The organism is Paenibacillus sp. yr247, from assembly GCF_900103825.1.
Classification (GTDB): Bacteria; Bacillota; Bacilli; order Paenibacillales; family NBRC-103111; genus Paenibacillus_E.
The window spans coordinates 60,279-75,706 of the sequence record NZ_FNIF01000016.1 but is presented as its reverse complement, the minus strand read 5'-3'; the positions used below and the strand labels follow the sequence as shown (position 1 = coordinate 75,706).

Below are 15,428 nucleotides of genomic sequence, written 5' to 3'. Positions count from 1 at the left end.
GAAACCCGCTCAGCAGACTGATGGGTTCCTTTCGCACTCTTTATCCGACAACCAAACTATCCCGACCTAGGTTATCCCCTGTGGATTGTTTGATCTGTTTGCTTCTTAATTGTCCACAAGCGGCATCAATATCCGTCCCATGCTCAAGGCGGACACTGCAGCTTATGCCCTGCTTTTTCAACGTATCATAGAAAGCCCGCACCGACTCCCGCTCACTCCTTTGATATTGACTATGTTCATCCACAGGATTATACGGAATTAAGTTCACATTAGCGAGTTGTCGGATGTGCTGGATAAGCTCTGCCAGTTGAAGTGCATGCTCTCTGCCGTCATTAACATCCTTCAGCAAAATATACTCCAATGTAATTCTTCGATTCGTTTTGTCCAAATAGTACTCAATGGCCTGCATTAATTTCTCTATAGGAATCGCTTTGTTTATTTTCATGATCCGCGTACGAAGCTCGTTCGTCGGGGCATGCAAAGAAATGGCTAAGTTTACCTTCAAGTCAGAGTCCGCGAATTCGATGATTTTATCAGCAAGACCGCTGGTGGATACCGTAATATGTCTGGCGGCGATGTCTAGCCCTTTCTGATCTTTCACGACGCGGATAAAATCCACCATGTTTTTGAAATTATCAAATGGCTCGCCAATCCCCATCACGACAATGTGGCTGACATTTTCATCTTCGGCCTTTTTGTCCAAATGAAACTGAACCTTCATAATTTGTTCCACGATTTCTGCACTGGATAGATCACGGCTTTTGGCCAATAAACCACTCGCGCAGAATGAGCACCCAATATTACAACCGACTTGCGTTGTTACACAGACGGATAAGCCGAATTTATGCCTCATCAACACTGTTTCGATTAAATTACCATCCTGCAGCTTAAACAGAAACTTCATGGTTCCATCCGCTGATTCTTGCCTCATGTGTTCATTCAAGGTTTGGATGACAAAATGCTCGCCTAACCGATGAATACAGTCTTTATTTACATCTGTCATCTCTGAGAAGTCGGTTACCCGCTTCCGATATAGCCAATCCCAGACTTGTAAGGCCCGCGACTTTTTATGCCCATTTTCCTCAAGCCATGCAACCAATTGATCAAAAGTTAATCCATATATGGATTGTTTATTCATTTTTGTTATCCTCTTTTCAAGACTTTCACAAACAGTCTTATTCTACTAAGCAGCCGAAGCATACCATCTGTCTTTTATTGTGCCAAAAATCCTTCATTAAAACAAGGGGAGTGAGCTGCCATACCCGGCTTTCCCAGCTACCTCCTATTTCCAATAAGCCCTCTTTCTTATGCATACATCGGTTCACATTCGCAAACAATGTAACTAAAAAGCAAGGAGGTCAACAAAATGAACAATCAACGAGCTCAGGAGATTGCTGTTTCACCGATCATGGCCAATGTGACCTATAATGGGACTCCAGTCTACATCCAAAATGTGGATGACAAGAACGAAACAGCCCGAATCTACCCTTTGGATCAGCCAGAAAGCGAACAAGAGGTGCCTTTGAGCAGTCTGATCGAAAATTAGTCAAATGACATGTGCATTAACATGGATTGAAAAAGAAAAGGGATACCCATGAGGTATCCTCTTTTACATGCACAGTTAGGCATAATGCCTGGTCCATGCCACTGATAATCATGGTGATAGCTTGTATGCTTTTACTCTCTGTGGGATTGGGTGCAGGACGCAATGCTTATCTGAGTTCTAGTGGTCAAAACAAAGTCGCGTGAAAAAAGGAAAAAGCCTTCATTCCACCTCTAAAGTGGTTTGAAGGCTTTTTAGGTACAACTTAGATACTCCTTATCGAACTATTTTCTCTAAAACTTTCATAGGAATCATTTCTTTATTTTCATCAGATGTAGTCTGATTCGTTTGATTCGACTCATGAAAGTAATTATTCATATACATTTTTTTAATTTGGCCGTAAAAATTTGTAGTACGTAAGTATGTAATGATCCTACAAACAAGCTGCATATGCGTAGTATCCTCAATGCCGGAGGAAACGTTGAAAAGTGTATTTAAACTGCCTATTGCTTGATCTTTTTTAATGATCCCACTTTCCAAATCCCTTAAAACTCGCTCAATCTCATTATTAATGAACCATACTGCTCTACTCTTAATATTTTTATCAATCAAGAACTGCACCTCCTAGATGTATGTATGTACCAAAATAGTACAACACCCTGCTTGTAATATCTGTCGAAGTAAGGGAAGTGTGAAGTTAGTATTTTTTCGGGGAATAATAGGAATAATGTCGTCTTTTGTTGGTGGAAAGCTTCATCAAGCCTATCTCCACATGTTTTCCCGGGAAATATCAGGATTTATGATCCCCCTTGATCCGGTTCGTAACTTGAAGAAGTTATTTCCGATCGTACACACTTATTTATGTTCCATCCCTACGTTCCCCGGCGGAACGCTGCATTGATTATCGATTTTTGGGAACCAAGCTGGACAGCGTTTGGGGCACTTGTGCTTGGTATTACAGCCATTGGAGGAATTCTGACTCACGTTCGGGTTAAGGATTCTTTCAAACAAACGTTCCCAATCGTACTTATCGGTATTTTATCTTTTGTTTTATTTTTTATCCGTTTATCCGATTTATCTGATTTTCCAGGGTTTAATTAAACAGCGAATTTAAGGGCACCCGTTTGGGTGCCCTTGTGAATTTTAAAGGAGTTGCTTATTTAAAGTTTTAGAATTTGCCGGATAATCGGCGTTATTCCACTTACCATAAACTCTATGGCAATTACCATAACAATTAATCCCATTAAACGCATGAGTACATTATTGCCTGTTGGCCCAATCCATCGATAAATGGTAGTTGAGTTAACAAGAACAATGTAGGTAAGCATGAGTACGACAGCAATCACAAATATTAATATAACCTTCTCCATAATATTTGTCGTTGATTCCATAAGAACAATTCCATTCGTAATAGCACCTGGACCACATATCATTGGAATAGCTAGTGGTGTAATGGAAATATCATTTACATATGTATCGACATCCGCTTTATCAACCTTTGTACGAACAAGTCGAGCCTGAAGCATATCCTGTCCCATTAAAATGAAAATAATCCCACCGACAATCTTTAAACTGTTAATAGAAATGTTGAAAAAGTGAAACAACCATTCGCCTGTAGTTGAAAAAATGAGCAATAGAAAAAATGAAACAACTACTGCTTTTCGAGCAGTATGGACTTTCTTCTGTGATTCAAGATCGGCTGTCATCGACATAAAAATTGGCATGATGGCAAGTGGATTAATGAGTGTAAAAAATGAAGTAAGGCTCAGTAATAAAAATGATGTATACAGTTCCATTTAGTATCTCCTAGTGCTCAATTTCCTTGTTTCTGTTGACTATTCTCTTCAAGTGGATTTTCTATCGATGATTATATCACATATCTATGTTTAACTTTTGGAAAAATCGGACTCTACTGACTTTCATTATTATACTTCTTTCAGACATTACCAACCTATGAATAAAAAAGATTTCATAGTAAAGAATATGCAAATAAATGACAACATCGGAGGAATCACAATGACAGGCATTTTAGAAGTTGCAATTACAACAATTAAATCTTTGACAGATGAAGAGAAACCCAAACCACTTCATGTAGGAGAGGTGATGGCTTGTTGGATTTACTTGGCAGGACTTGAAGTAGCGAAAGTAACTGTTCAAGCTGGTATACACACCACCAATGATGAGGAACTAAAAACAATGCTTAAGGAAGATTTGGAACTCAACCTTAGTCAGCGGGAGCAGCTCTATGATTTCATGCTTAAAGAAGGGATTAGTTTACCACCTGCTCATGAAGATATGCCTCATTCAGATTCTAACAGTATTCCGCTTGGCGTTAAATTGACGGATGAAGTGCTTGCCAATGAATTATCTTTTAAAATTGTTAGTTTGATTATCCATGCCGCAAGTGCCAATGCAGAATCGATTCGGACAGATTTTGGTTTATTGTTTCTTAAGTTCCAAGCGGAAAAAGTAATTTTGGGAGCAAAATTAAAACAATTAATGGTGAAACGCGGGTGGATTAAAATACCGCCTTATTTCATACCACCTGGTTCCCAACAACTACTAAGTTAAAACTTTCATTGGACCTTCCTTTATGTTTTCATTGACAGTTGTCTATAATCGCAAGTTAAAAGGCATCCAGCGAAGCGGATGCCTTTTTTGAAGCATAATTCGTCATTTCAGTTTGCAATTTGTCGCCACTCTGGGTATTCTTCCAGGTAGCCATATTGGCTCAACTCTTTTAGCGCCTTTCTTATACTATGTTCGTCCTCGCCCGATTCGCTCGCTAATTCCAGCAGGTCGTGCAAATTAATGTGCGGGTTCTCTTTGCAAAAGATAAGCAATCCCTTTGCCGCCCATGAGAGGCGGTCATCTTGGAAATCGCCGACCATCCGTCGAAACAATTTATGCGGAAGAATTTTCAGTTCTACGAGGCTTTGCAATGCCTTCATCGTCTGCTTGTCATTCATTCGGCCAAGTTTGGAAATAACCGATAACTCAGGAAAATTTGATTCGGAGGCAAAGCCTTTCAAAATAATGTATACCATTTGAGAAAATATATCTAATCCCGGTTGACGAAAAATATCATCAGAAATTGAAAAACTACGCGTACCCTCATTTGCTTGTCCGTTAGACATTCGATGTCCCCCTTTTCATTATGATCGGAGTTCACCCCACCCGTTTTATTTCCTTCCTTCATTATCTATATCATGCATAAGCTTACCGGCATTCCGGCTGGCTTGTCGAAATATTTCTTCCAGACTGAAGTTCTTCTGGCTTTTAGAATCCGGGGCAACCATAAATTCATGGTCTTCCTGATCTTCCATAGGTTCTGTTATGAAAACAGCATCATCTATGAACGATTCGATGACATTATTTGGAGCGTTTTCCTTAACCGGTGTCGCAATTGATTGTTCATGGAGAATATGCCTTATCAAAATATCCATAATGCCATGACTAAACATACCTTCTGCTTTCAACTGGTTCATATAATCAATGACCTCAGGCGGTGTTTCAGTCGGGATATAAAGAGTCACATCCTTACCTGGACAAACCAACACAGTAGATCTCCGTTTCTTCAATCCGATCCGCTCCCACCCTCGGATCCTCTCTCGGATTCAATGCTTGCCGCTGCTTCGTCATCAGTATGTTTCAGGGCATGCTCCAGCAGAAAGAAGGTTCCGCGGGCATTGCGGAATTGGCTGTACTCTGCATTATCAAAACGAATCGGCAAACCCAATTCGGCATTTAATTTCTCAATCCAAGGTTGAAGCACGATCGCCCCGCCGCCGATAAACCAAAACTCATTGGCATAACGGACATGCTTCCAAGAGTTACGGGCGTATTTTAGCACCTTTTCCGCCAAGATGCGCATGTGACGGTTTACAAGGTTAGTCATGTCAAACGCAACTTTACCCTCTGCGTAGATTTCATATTCCTTGTTGACGAGCATTAACGTCAGTTCTGCTGTGCTTGAGATTAACTCCTCGCCTTGGGAGTTGATCTCATTTCGTATACTTTCCAATGCATCGTTTAGGTAGATTTTAGCACCTGTTGAATGCCGCTGATCCAGATCAAGCCCCGGTCTAAAAAACGCGATATCCATATCTACACCGCCAACATCCGCTATACCGAAGCCTTTATGTGACAACTGTGACTTTGAAGTGGCCTCCATGTCATAAACACCGGACACATCGTCAATGCTAATATCCGTTGGTAACGTGAACTCCATTTCTACCGTTACTCCTTTAAATACCGGGGTCGTAACAAAAGTAATGGAATGAACGCCTCCCGTTATTTTTTGTGCAAATTCTTCGCTGAATTTAGTAATCTCTCTTATCGGCAATCCCGTTCCTAAGTTTACCGTAGCCTTAATGCGATTCTTACCGCGCTTAACAGCATCCTCGTGTTTCTTGGCAATAGCATATGCCGCAGCCGTTAGGAGGGTAACCATTGTTTCAGGTCTCTGCGCCTTTTTTTGTACCGCTTTATCTCCTACGATTTCATGAACGATACCTTCGTCGCCGATTGCCAAGTTTCCTACGTAGACATGACGGTACTGTTCCGTATCAATTGCAGGTGATGTGATCTGAACATCTAAGAAATCCAAGGGATCTCCTTGTTCCATCAATAAAAAGCGTTCTCCAAATGGTTGTGCCACAACATTAGGGAAAATAAAACAATTGTTCAAATCGTCATATATGCCTTTAATATGACTGCTGCCGTTATCAATGGATAAATGAATGGTTGTGGTAAGAATATCGTGCTTGGCCATGTCTATTTCCTCTCCCAACCTAAATGGATAGTATAATAGATTCGAATTGTAGAAGAGATTTGGGAGGGTTACTAGGAATTTCTAACATTTTTGATTTAAATGAGCCAATAAAGTTTAGGGTTTAAATTTTAGAGTTCAGAGTTCAGACTTTAAACTTTAAAGTTTAAAGTTTAAAAGTTAAAGTTTGAACTTTATTTATTTCCGATTAACGCAACCTCTAAAATAAATGCCGTTAGGTATGGTTTGCCGCTTCTCAGTAACGACAAGCAGATTCTACAAAACAAGTTGCCTCTTTGGGCAAAAGCGCATATCCTGTTAAAAAAGTTAGGTGTGTGGCTTGTGAATTACGGAGAACGCATAATCTCTCTCCCTAAAGACGCTACAAAACATCTTTCCTCGAATGTGGAATGGTGGTACTGTTATGCTTTTCTCACGGGGAACCAGGGAAACCGTTATGCTTTGGTGGCGTCATTTTTTCAGGTTGGAGAATTGACCGCTCCCAAAGGACATTATATAATCTATTCCTTCATCCGGTTAGATGAGCGAAAATACGAATGCCGATCGCATTTGGATCGAATGCTCACCTATCAAATGGCTGGTTTTTATCTTCCCCTATATCTCCTCATAAACCCCACCGACTGGAGCACTTGGAAGCAGTACAAGAATCTATTACAGGGAAACCTTCCATCTCCCCACCTTCTAATGGACCATGGTTCGGTACAGTCTAAACCGACCCGGCTGAAGTACGGGAATTCCATCATGTTATTTCCGGATGATCGAAATCCGAATTTCCATCTTCAGATCACCGACAAATCAACCCGTATCCGCCTAAATTTTAATCCTGTAAAACCGGCTTCCATTATTGATGAACAAGGAACACTGAACGGACTTCGTTACTTTTCTGTGACCCGAAATCAAGTGTTTGGAGAGCTCTATACGGACGGCATGACAGAAACATTATCCGGTGAAGGGTGGTTCGACCATCAGTGGGGGCGCAATTATGGTCTCCTCCAGGGGGGAGGCTGGGACTGGTTTGGACTACAGCTGGATGACGGGCGTGATCTGTTGATCAACCGGCTGCACACCGCAGACTCCGCATCCCCGGATCTCCCTATAGCTAAGTTGATCAGTACAGACAGCGTTATTACAACGACGGAAAATGTCTTTCTAAAACCGTTGAAATTTTGGAAAAGCCTTCATACGGGCGCTAAGTACCCGGTGGAATGGCAAATCGAACTTCCTGATTTTTCAATGGTCTTGCATGTGATACCGCTTTTAAATCATCAAGAAATACCTATCATCGGACCTCTCAAAGCAATCTGGGAAGGTGCCTGTATACTAAAAGGTGAGAGCTATTCCCTCCAAAGGATTCAAACACCGATTAAAGGGAAAGGTTTTGTTGAACTAGTTGGGTATGTTAAGTAATCATAAAATAACTTTGATTTCTAATCTACAATAGTAAGAGGCACCGTTTCTTCAAGAATGAAGGAAGCAGTGCCTCGCTATTCCAATATTAGCTTACTTATGATCGGTTCCCCTGAATGTCTTAGTACAAATGATTAATTAGAATGTCTTTTTTATACTCCCTTAAATATTCAACAATCAAACGTCTATGGCATTGATGCGGCTTATGTTCACTACATAAGAAGCATACTGTCTCTTCTTCCCCCAATAAATCATCAATCTTTTCTTCTATCTTTCGTTTTGCTATTAGGTCAATAAAGATTTTTTCAAATTCATCCCATGAAATTTGCTTTTTCTTAATGGCTTCTAGCATGTCCTTAGTCGGTGCTAATTCAATCTCGTGAGCATATTTAATATTTACTAATTCCAAAACATATTGTAAATCTTCTTTTTTTGCATAACCCGCAAGTTGTGACACATTATTAAGACGTGTGTCTACAATCTTAGTTACTTGGTTATCAAGCAAATGATGTACAAAGGTTTTTAATGATTTCTGAGCAAATCCGATCGTGTACATGCTTTTCACTAAGTTTGGCGCTCCTTACCATATTAAATTTGTTTTCTTGAATGGCTATAAAATCAGCAACGACATCAAACTCCATGTTTTCAATAAGCTTAGATACATATAATTCATCATTAACCTATTCAATGTATTATTAAGATATAGCAATTAAACAAAACCATGATTTTTCATTGCAAAAAAAACCCCCTCCAACAGCAGTTGATTAAGACCCATATTACACGATCTCTTTCTTAATGTCTGCCTAAAGGGAAAAATGTTAGTTATGGTTAACAGAGAGTTCTTTGCTCAGTTGTTTGCTTTTTGATCCCATTAATTGTTGTTTTGTTAAGATCAAAGCCTCCTCCCTTCATGGTTAGTATCTCCCTTTAACTTGGTCGTCACTTCTTCGTAGAGGCTACTATGTTAGATGCGAGTTTCAGGACTTGGTGTTTCATTTCCCACTTTTATGTCTATAAATATTACTATGGCTTTTATCGATCGGAGAGGAAATTGTCGATTTAAGGAAAGGTTTGTTTCAACTAAACAACAGGAGGAAACTATGCACATTGTTGAAGTCAATAATTTGACGAAGGTATTCGGACAAGATCCTCAAAAGGCCCTCTTACTTCTTGATAAAGGATGGTCCAAAAAGAAAATATACGAAGAAACGAAGCATACTGTTGGAGTCAACAAGGTCAATTTAGCCATACAGGCGGGAGAAATCTTCGTGATTATGGGACTGTCGGGAAGCGGTAAATCTACTCTAGTCCGTCTATTGAATCGTCTTATAGAACCCACCTCTGGAACGATTCTCATTGATGGGGAGAACATTGTATCGATGAACCATGAACAACTTCGTCAAGTTAGGCGCAGCAAGATCAGCATGGTTTTCCAGAAATTTGCTTTGTTTCCGCATAAAACAATCATTGAGAATGTGGAGTTTGGACTGGAGATTCAAGGGGGATCCAAACAAGCCAATCGGCAGAAGGCAATGGAATCTTTGGAGCTTGTTGGTTTAAAAGGATTAGAGGACAGCAGTCCCGATCAACTGAGCGGAGGCATGCAGCAGCGAGTTGGACTGGCACGCGCTTTAGCGAACGATCCAGATGTTCTACTCATGGACGAGGCGTTCAGCGCGCTAGATCCTTTAATTCGTAAGGATATGCAGGATGAACTGCTGGAGCTCCAGGATAAAATGAAAAAAACAATCATTTTCATTACTCATGATTTGGATGAAGCCTTGCGAATCGGTGACAGAATCGCTCTCATGCGGGACGGTTCTATTGTCCAAATTGGAACACCGGAAGAAATATTAATGAATCCAGCGAACAAGTATGTAGAACGATTCGTAGAGGATGTCGATCTGTCAAAAGTACTAACGGCAGCATACGTGATGCGCAGGCCAGAAACCATCACTCTGGAACGAGGACCAAGGGTCGCCTTGCAGTTGATGCAGGATAGTGGGATTTCGAACCTGTACATCGTGGACAAAGCAAAACGGCTCATTGGCGCTATTACTGCAGAAGATGCAGCTATTGCTGTTCAAAGTGGTAAAACGATTGGGGATATCGTCATCCGTGATGTTCCTACAGTCCCGCCTGACATCCATTTGAATGAATGCTTCGAGCTTATTAGCAGTGCGAAAATTCCGGTTACAGTAGTCGATGAAAAAGGCCGTCTATTAGGCATTATAGTTCGCGGCGCAGTCCTAGCGGCTATTGCTGGCACCCACGATATTACTCATAAGGAGGTGAATCCCTAAATGCTCCCTAAAATCCCTTTGGACCATTGGGTGGAATTCATTATCCGTTGGTTGAATACTAACTTAGCATTCCTGTTTAATTTCTTCTCAGCCATCATTAGTGGGATCGTAGGTGGATTTACTTTCCTATTTCATGCCTTCCCCGCTATTGTTGTTATCGTACTCCTAACGCTCCTTGCTTATTATTTCGGAAAGTGGCGTCTGGCGCTATTTGCTGTGCTCGGATTGCTTCTTATCCTTAACCTCGGATACTGGGACCCCACAATGGACACATTGGCTTTGGTATTAACCTCCGCCCTTATTTCCATCATTCTTGGGCTGCCACTCGGGATCTGGTGTGCTAGAAACCGCTCTGTGAGGAGTACACTGACCCCGGTGCTGGATTTTATGCAGACGATGCCGGCGTTTGTGTACCTCATTCCAGCGGTTACTTTTTTCGGACTTGGCGTGGTTCCAGGCGTTATCGCCTCGGTTATTTTCTCTATCCCGCCGACCATTCGTTTAACGAACCTTGGTATTCTGCAGGTACCTGCCGATTTAGTGGAAGCTGCGGATGCTTTCGGGTCAACCCCGGCTCAGAAGCTTTTTAAAGTACAGTTCCCACTGGCACTACCGACTATATTAGCTGGGATCAATCAGACTATCATGCTGTCTCTCTCAATGGTGGTCATTGCTTCAATGATCGGAGCGCAGGGCGTCGGAGCAGACGTTTACCGGGCGGTGACTCAATTGAAGACGGGACAGGGGTTTGAGGCAGGACTTGCTGTTGTAGTTTTGGCTATCCTACTGGACCGATTAACACAGAGCGTTATTGGTAAGAAAAGAAAGGGGAAAAAGTCTTTTGCATTAAAGAAGCCACTGGTAATCGCAGCCGTAGCCGCTTTCTGCATCGTTGCTATCTTTATAGGTATAAGGAAGAAGTCTCCTGTTTCGACGAGCACTTTCGTTGGAGACCAGGTGGGTTACAGCATTATTGGCATTGACCCCGGTTCCGGCTTAATGAATGCTGCGGAAAAAGCAATTAAGGCCTATAATCTTACCTCATGGAAACTAATTGAAGGTTCCAGTACGGCTATGACTATTGCCTTGGACAGAGCCTATAAGGAAGGCAAGCCCATCATTGTGACCGGCTGGACACCACACTGGATGTTTTCCAAGTACGATCTGAAATATTTGGCGGATACGAAAAACGTATTCGGCGGAGATGAGGAGATTCACTCAATTGTACGTCTCCATTTGCAATCAGATCAGCCTTCAGCATATCAATTCCTCGATAATTTTCAGTGGAAACCTGCAGATATGGAACAGGTGATGGTAAAAATCCAAGAGGGTCAGAAACCGGAGGAAGCTGCTTCACAGTGGGTGGAAGCTAACCTGGATAAAGTGAATGCATGGATTAGTGGTATTCCCAAAGTGGCAGGAAAGAAGTTAAAGCTTGCCTATGTAGCGTGGGATTCAGAAATAGCGAGTACGAATGTGGTTAAATACGTGCTGGAGAGCAAGCTGGGCTACCAAGTGGATATGCTTCAGGTGGAGGCTGGACCCATGTGGGCTGGCATTTCTAGCGGAGACGCTGATGCTATGGTGGCAGGTTGGCTGCCAACCACGCATAAAGATTATTATGAGAAGTTTACAGGTAAATACGAGGACTTGGGACCCAACCTGATTGGAACCAAGCTCGGTCTAGTCGTTCCGAAATATATGAACCTTACTTCCATTGAGGATTTGATTAAAAAGTAGCAAGCTAAAATATGCCTCCGGATAGCAGGGCAGAGTCAAAAACCGGTTCGTCCTGAGCGTTCAACTCATAACTAAGCTCTTCATATTTGCGATCTCTCAACTTATTTCTACGCAGCAGATCGATAGCCCTACGTTTTGCAGTTGCCATCAGCCATGCGCCCGGATTATCTGGGATGCCTGATAACGGCCATCGCTCGAGAGCGATGAGGAGAGCATCTTGCGCAAGATCTTCGGCAAGTCCGATATCTCGTACGATCCGTGTTAGACCTCCAATGATCCTAGCCGACTCGCTCTTCCATATCGCATCGACGGAACGATTAATCGACATGTTAGTCATGAAAACTCCTCCCTTACACTGCACAAGAGCACATTCAGCCATCCTATTTCAGGCTCTAACCCGGCAAACCGCCGGTTTCTGAAATACAATAATTTCGTGGCCATATCGTAAGAACCCTTTTTTATGGGACCCCTGTCAAAAACTTGCCGTTACTTATGATACGGTTCACCTTAACGGGTCTAACGGCGAAAAGAGGACGGTCACTTGCGAAATAGTCAGACGTACCCGATTGTGTTCTGGAAAATAAAAATACATCCCCCGTGAAGTAGGATGCATGTGACTTCGATTAAAGTTTGCGAAATTTTCCAACTGCTGCCCATTTAGCTTCATGGGCCGGTGTTTGCCCCGGGAATCATGAAAGTACGGGTAAAAAAAGCGATTCGTATTAAGTTCAGTTTGAGCTTTTATTCATAAAATAGTTTCGACTACCCGTTCGTACTTTCTCAGGTAGAACTTGATTCAGCTCCCTATTTAACCAAGCAAGAGTTTTATTGCGTAAAGCCTTACGCATATGCTCTTCTGCTTCTAGCATTGCCAAGTTAATTGTACATATTGGATTGTTTTGAGTACATGACGTACATTCTTCATTATCTCTATACATTAAATTCGTTTTTAATATATTTTTACATTGAAAAATAGGTTTCTTCCCTTCAACTGCTTCAATTACGTCCCAAAACGAAATTTCCTCGGGAAGTTTAGCTAATTTATATCCCCCATTTACTCCAGGTGTTGAACGAACAATGCCAGCCTTAGACAATTTACCGAGAACTTTCGAGAGATACGTTTCTGAAAGACCTTGAAAATCTGAAAGGTCTTTTATTCCTATACTTTCCTCTTCTGGTATATCTATTAAATAAACAAGGCTATGCAAAGCATATTCAACCATTACGCTGTACTGCATATAAATCACCTACTTTCATGTTACGAGTACAAAAAACATACTATAGCATCTATTTCATTTTGTAAATTTCCAGAGATTACATGGCTGAATAAATTGACAGGCCATTGGGAAAACTATATTATGGATTATGTTAATCGTCGATTAAATTAGTCGACAATAACGAACTTTTCATCTTAGGAGGAAACATACATGGGTAAATTACTTATCATCAATGCTCACCCCAATCTTGATTCTAAAACCTCTGCAAGTCTAGATGTGTTTAATTACTTTCTAAAAATATACAAAGAGAAGCATTCAAATGACGAGGTTATTGAACAAATTAATCTATACAACGATGAAGTACCTATGTTAGATAAAAATGTTTTCAGTGCATGGGCGAAACAAGCAGAAGGAAAAGAATTAACAAGTCAAGAAAAAAAAGCAACAGACCACATGAGTGAGATATTAAAACAATTCAAAAGTGCTCGTAAGTATGTAATTGTATTTCCAATGCATAACTTTAGTATCCCCTCAAAACTAAAAGATTATATAGATAATGTTATGATTCCAAGGGAAACGTTTAGATATATCGATACTCCAATGAGTAATGGAAGAGCATCCGTCGGACTTCTCGATGATGGAAGAAGTATACTTACAATTCAAGCCAGTGGATCCATTTACACCAATAATGACTTTTATACCGAACTGGAGTACTCAAATAAATTTTTGAAGTCCATGTTTGATGTAATGGGAATCGAGGATTTTGAAACCATTCGAGTACAAGGAACAGCAATTCTAGACAGAAATGAAGTATTACAAAAAGGATATAAAGATGCTGAAGAGCAAGCTTCAAAATTAGCAGCTAAATAGGAAAATATGGAGGCAGCCGATCTGTATGATCGGCTGTTTTAATCGTGTGTACCATCACTTGTGATACGGTTCCCCTTAACGGGTCTAACGGCGAAATTAAAAGGCACCTGCAACAGGTGCCTAGTTCTTGTGACAGGGGTTCAACACGGCGAGCCGTGGTGTACTAAATCCACAATTCGCCGCCACGTGATGTTGAGGATGTTTGGGGAAGTTGCCTAAAACATTATTACGCACACAGAGTTTCTAAATTGAAAAGTTAATCCTCACATGCAATTGATCTGAAGACGTAGCGCTCTACAATTTTATTTTCTTCAGTGGCTGGAATAAATCTTATGTTAATCGATTCACCATCCTCCATCAAAGACACCTTTTTCCTCAATTTCTCAATATCATTTGGAATTGCATTGCTTATCTCTCGTTTAACTTCCTCAAATAATACCTCTGCACCTAATACGCTAACCCGGTGATTATATTCAGAAACTACCATCAAAAGGCCATTAGGCTGGTTTTCATAGGCAGCTATCGTATTCTCTATAGTTTGTCTGTCACTAAATTTACAATCAAACCAGTCATAAGTTCCTTCCAAAGGTTTGTCTTCTGCTACAAGCTTTAATATTGTTAGTTTCTCTTGATCATCTTCTGTTATTACTTCTTTTAATAGAAACTTCACCTTATAGTGCTCTTCCATTTTGTATAAGTCGTGAAGGCATTCAATTTTGTTATCTATATCTTCGGGAATATCAACATCAAGGGAAAATTCTCTAGAAACAAATAGGTTTGTACCTTTATTTAAGACCTTTAATACGAATCTACTTCCATCTCGACAACTTTTCATAAATTGAAGCAAGAGCAAATTAGCCTCTACATCGTAGTAATACTCAGGAGCAATTTTAATACTAAATCCAGATGATTTATCGATTAAATTTATCCGAAACTGTATGCGCATTTTGACATTTCTTTGGGCATGATTCTCCAATGTAACGGTGTTGTTGTAAATTTCAGTAACTCCTACCTCTAAATAATCTAGGGTAAAGGAATTATCCAACATATACAATTTCATTGGGAGTGGTTTAGGAAATTCCTGCGGTTTTATATTAATCTTAATACTATGAGCGTCGCTTGATTGATCATCCGTAATAATTTCTTCGCCTATCCAAGCTTTAAAAGAAATAACATCAAGCTCAATTTCTTCTTGTTTTCCATAAGAGTGCAACAGAAGTTCATTCATACTAGGAAAGTTTCTATATTTTTCAGGCATATCAAATTTTATATTTATTTTAAATGGATGTGACTCCGCTACTTCCTGATTAGCTGGAACATGGCCAATAATCACTTTTCCAGACTCGTCCATTTTCAAATCGTATCGCCAATGCGGAAAAACAGGATGTTGTGCTGAGGCAGCTTTCATCATTCGTTGAAAAAGAGCTGCAGCTTCTATAAGTCGACCTTCAGATAAAAATCTTTGTAGTTCTGCACTCTCCTCAATAATTGAAACAGAGGAGTTTACAAGTGCCAAATTCCTGTCTCCTTTTTGCACAATTTTTTCAGACATAAGG

The 15,428-nt window shown here is 40.6% G+C and carries 17 protein-coding genes and 1 pseudogene; 8 read left to right on the top strand and 10 right to left on the bottom strand.

The annotated features are described in order from the left end of the window. Positions 1-40: 40 nt before the first annotated feature. The gene (gene rlmN, locus BLT91_RS21435) at positions 41-1,138 is read right to left on the bottom strand and encodes a dual-specificity RNA methyltransferase RlmN (RefSeq protein ID WP_090824712.1); all 1,098 of its coding nucleotides are present in this window, start codon (positions 1,136-1,138) and stop codon (positions 41-43) included. Between the two features lie 228 nt (positions 1,139-1,366). Here rlmN and BLT91_RS21430 point away from each other — a divergent pair, with 228 nt between their 5' ends. Then, complete coding sequence (locus tag BLT91_RS21430; RefSeq protein WP_090824710.1) at positions 1,367-1,546, top strand: small acid-soluble spore protein H; 180 nt, start codon at positions 1,367-1,369, stop codon at positions 1,544-1,546. Between the two features lie 273 nt (positions 1,547-1,819). On the opposite strand, the gene BLT91_RS21425 is transcribed toward BLT91_RS21430, so the two are convergent. Beyond that, on the bottom strand, positions 1,820-2,155 hold the full coding sequence (locus BLT91_RS21425) for a hypothetical protein (protein WP_090824708.1): 336 nt from the start codon (positions 2,153-2,155) through the stop codon (positions 1,820-1,822). 249 nt (positions 2,156-2,404) lie between these two features. Here BLT91_RS21425 and BLT91_RS21420 point away from each other — a divergent pair, with 249 nt between their 5' ends. Further along, entirely contained in the window at positions 2,405-2,644 is a 240-nt protein-coding gene (locus tag BLT91_RS21420; protein ID WP_141225052.1) for a DoxX family protein, read from the top strand. 59 nt (positions 2,645-2,703) lie between these two features. On the opposite strand, the gene BLT91_RS21415 is transcribed toward BLT91_RS21420, so the two are convergent. Then, complete coding sequence (locus BLT91_RS21415) at positions 2,704-3,339, bottom strand: MarC family protein (protein ID WP_090824703.1); 636 nt, start codon at positions 3,337-3,339, stop codon at positions 2,704-2,706. A 220-nt stretch (positions 3,340-3,559) separates the two neighbouring features. On the opposite strand from BLT91_RS21415, the gene BLT91_RS21410 reads away from it, so the two are divergent. Beyond that, positions 3,560-4,114: a DUF3231 family protein gene (locus BLT91_RS21410; RefSeq protein WP_217635263.1), complete on the top strand. Its 555-nt coding sequence runs from the start codon at positions 3,560-3,562 to the stop codon at positions 4,112-4,114. 107 nt (positions 4,115-4,221) lie between these two features. Here the strand turns inward: BLT91_RS21410 and BLT91_RS21405 are convergent, their stop codons facing one another. Genes BLT91_RS21405 through BLT91_RS21395 form a run of 3 tightly spaced genes read right to left on the bottom strand, consistent with a single transcriptional unit; the run spans position 4,222 to position 6,317 of the window. Next, positions 4,222-4,680 carry a hypothetical protein gene (locus BLT91_RS21405; protein ID WP_090824699.1) on the bottom strand — a complete coding sequence of 153 codons (459 nt, stop codon included), beginning with the start codon at positions 4,678-4,680 and terminating at the stop codon, positions 4,222-4,224. A gap of 45 nt (positions 4,681-4,725) precedes the next feature. Continuing rightward, positions 4,726-5,124 (bottom strand): hypothetical protein, encoded by a 399-nt coding sequence (locus BLT91_RS21400; RefSeq protein ID WP_090824697.1) that lies wholly within the window; start codon positions 5,122-5,124, stop codon positions 4,726-4,728. Then, positions 5,121-6,317: a ParM/StbA family protein gene (locus BLT91_RS21395; RefSeq protein WP_090824695.1), complete on the bottom strand. Its 1,197-nt coding sequence runs from the start codon at positions 6,315-6,317 to the stop codon at positions 5,121-5,123. Before BLT91_RS21395 ends, BLT91_RS21400 begins: the two co-directional genes overlap by 4 nt. 702 nt (positions 6,318-7,019) lie before the next feature. On the opposite strand from BLT91_RS21395, the gene BLT91_RS21390 reads away from it, so the two are divergent. Next, a complete protein-coding gene (locus tag BLT91_RS21390; RefSeq protein WP_368086839.1) occupies positions 7,020-7,742 on the top strand; it encodes a lipocalin family protein in 723 nt (240 codons plus the stop codon). A gap of 121 nt (positions 7,743-7,863) precedes the next feature. On the opposite strand, the gene BLT91_RS21385 is transcribed toward BLT91_RS21390, so the two are convergent. Beyond that, on the bottom strand, positions 7,864-8,298 hold the full coding sequence (locus BLT91_RS21385) for a DUF488 domain-containing protein (RefSeq protein WP_090824766.1): 435 nt from the start codon (positions 8,296-8,298) through the stop codon (positions 7,864-7,866). 544 nt (positions 8,299-8,842) lie between these two features. Here BLT91_RS21385 and BLT91_RS21380 point away from each other — a divergent pair. Continuing rightward, positions 8,843-10,045, top strand: a complete 1,203-nt coding sequence (locus BLT91_RS21380; protein WP_090824691.1) for a quaternary amine ABC transporter ATP-binding protein — start codon at positions 8,843-8,845, stop codon at positions 10,043-10,045. Then, entirely contained in the window at positions 10,046-11,785 is a 1,740-nt protein-coding gene (locus tag BLT91_RS33620; RefSeq protein WP_090824689.1) for a glycine betaine ABC transporter substrate-binding protein, read from the top strand. 70 nt (positions 11,786-11,855) lie between these two features. Here the strand turns inward: BLT91_RS33620 and BLT91_RS21370 are convergent. Continuing rightward, a pseudogene (locus BLT91_RS21370) lies at positions 11,856-12,122 on the bottom strand (sigma factor); the annotation flags it as partial. A gap of 293 nt (positions 12,123-12,415) precedes the next feature. Between BLT91_RS21370 and BLT91_RS33615 the strand changes: the two are divergent. Beyond that, positions 12,416-12,511 carry a transposase gene (locus tag BLT91_RS33615; RefSeq protein WP_090824685.1) on the top strand — a complete coding sequence of 32 codons (96 nt, stop codon included), beginning with the start codon at positions 12,416-12,418 and terminating at the stop codon, positions 12,509-12,511. Between the two features lie 2 nt (positions 12,512-12,513). Here BLT91_RS33615 and BLT91_RS21360 read toward each other — a convergent pair whose 3' ends face one another. Next, entirely contained in the window at positions 12,514-13,023 is a 510-nt protein-coding gene (locus tag BLT91_RS21360; protein ID WP_090824683.1) for an RrF2 family transcriptional regulator, read from the bottom strand. Between the two features lie 189 nt (positions 13,024-13,212). Here BLT91_RS21360 and BLT91_RS21355 point away from each other — a divergent pair, with 189 nt between their 5' ends. Continuing rightward, entirely contained in the window at positions 13,213-13,872 is a 660-nt protein-coding gene (locus BLT91_RS21355) for an FMN-dependent NADH-azoreductase (protein WP_090824681.1), read from the top strand. Positions 13,873-14,128: 256 nt separating this feature from the next. Here BLT91_RS21355 and BLT91_RS21350 read toward each other — a convergent pair whose 3' ends face one another. Next, positions 14,129-15,424 carry a hypothetical protein gene (locus BLT91_RS21350; protein WP_090824678.1) on the bottom strand — a complete coding sequence of 432 codons (1,296 nt, stop codon included), beginning with the start codon at positions 15,422-15,424 and terminating at the stop codon, positions 14,129-14,131. Positions 15,425-15,428: the final 4 nt, after the last annotated feature.

Bases quoted from the DNA above. Each gene is read 5' to 3' on its own strand.
- BLT91_RS21385 (WP_090824766.1), bottom strand. From the start codon at position 8,298: ATGTACACGATCGGATTTGCTCAGAAATCATTAAAAACCTTTGTACAT.
- BLT91_RS21415 (WP_090824703.1), bottom strand. From the start codon at position 3,339: ATGGAACTGTATACATCATTTTTATTACTGAGCCTTACTTCATTTTTT.
- BLT91_RS21410 (WP_217635263.1), top strand. From the start codon at position 3,560: ATGACAGGCATTTTAGAAGTTGCAATTACAACAATTAAATCTTTGACA.
- BLT91_RS21405 (WP_090824699.1), bottom strand. From the start codon at position 4,680: ATGTCTAACGGACAAGCAAATGAGGGTACGCGTAGTTTTTCAATTTCT.
- BLT91_RS21355 (WP_090824681.1), top strand. From the start codon at position 13,213: ATGGGTAAATTACTTATCATCAATGCTCACCCCAATCTTGATTCTAAA.
- BLT91_RS21360 (WP_090824683.1), bottom strand. From the start codon at position 13,023: ATGCAGTACAGCGTAATGGTTGAATATGCTTTGCATAGCCTTGTTTAT.
- BLT91_RS21390 (WP_368086839.1), top strand. From the start codon at position 7,020: ATGGACCATGGTTCGGTACAGTCTAAACCGACCCGGCTGAAGTACGGG.
- rlmN (WP_090824712.1), bottom strand. From the start codon at position 1,138: ATGAATAAACAATCCATATATGGATTAACTTTTGATCAATTGGTTGCA.
- BLT91_RS33620 (WP_090824689.1), top strand. From the start codon at position 10,046: ATGCTCCCTAAAATCCCTTTGGACCATTGGGTGGAATTCATTATCCGT.
- BLT91_RS21395 (WP_090824695.1), bottom strand. From the start codon at position 6,317: ATGGCCAAGCACGATATTCTTACCACAACCATTCATTTATCCATTGAT.
- BLT91_RS21420 (WP_141225052.1), top strand. From the start codon at position 2,405: ATGTTCCATCCCTACGTTCCCCGGCGGAACGCTGCATTGATTATCGAT.
- BLT91_RS21350 (WP_090824678.1), bottom strand. From the start codon at position 15,424: ATGTCTGAAAAAATTGTGCAAAAAGGAGACAGGAATTTGGCACTTGTA.
- BLT91_RS21430 (WP_090824710.1), top strand. From the start codon at position 1,367: ATGAACAATCAACGAGCTCAGGAGATTGCTGTTTCACCGATCATGGCC.
- BLT91_RS21380 (WP_090824691.1), top strand. From the start codon at position 8,843: ATGCACATTGTTGAAGTCAATAATTTGACGAAGGTATTCGGACAAGAT.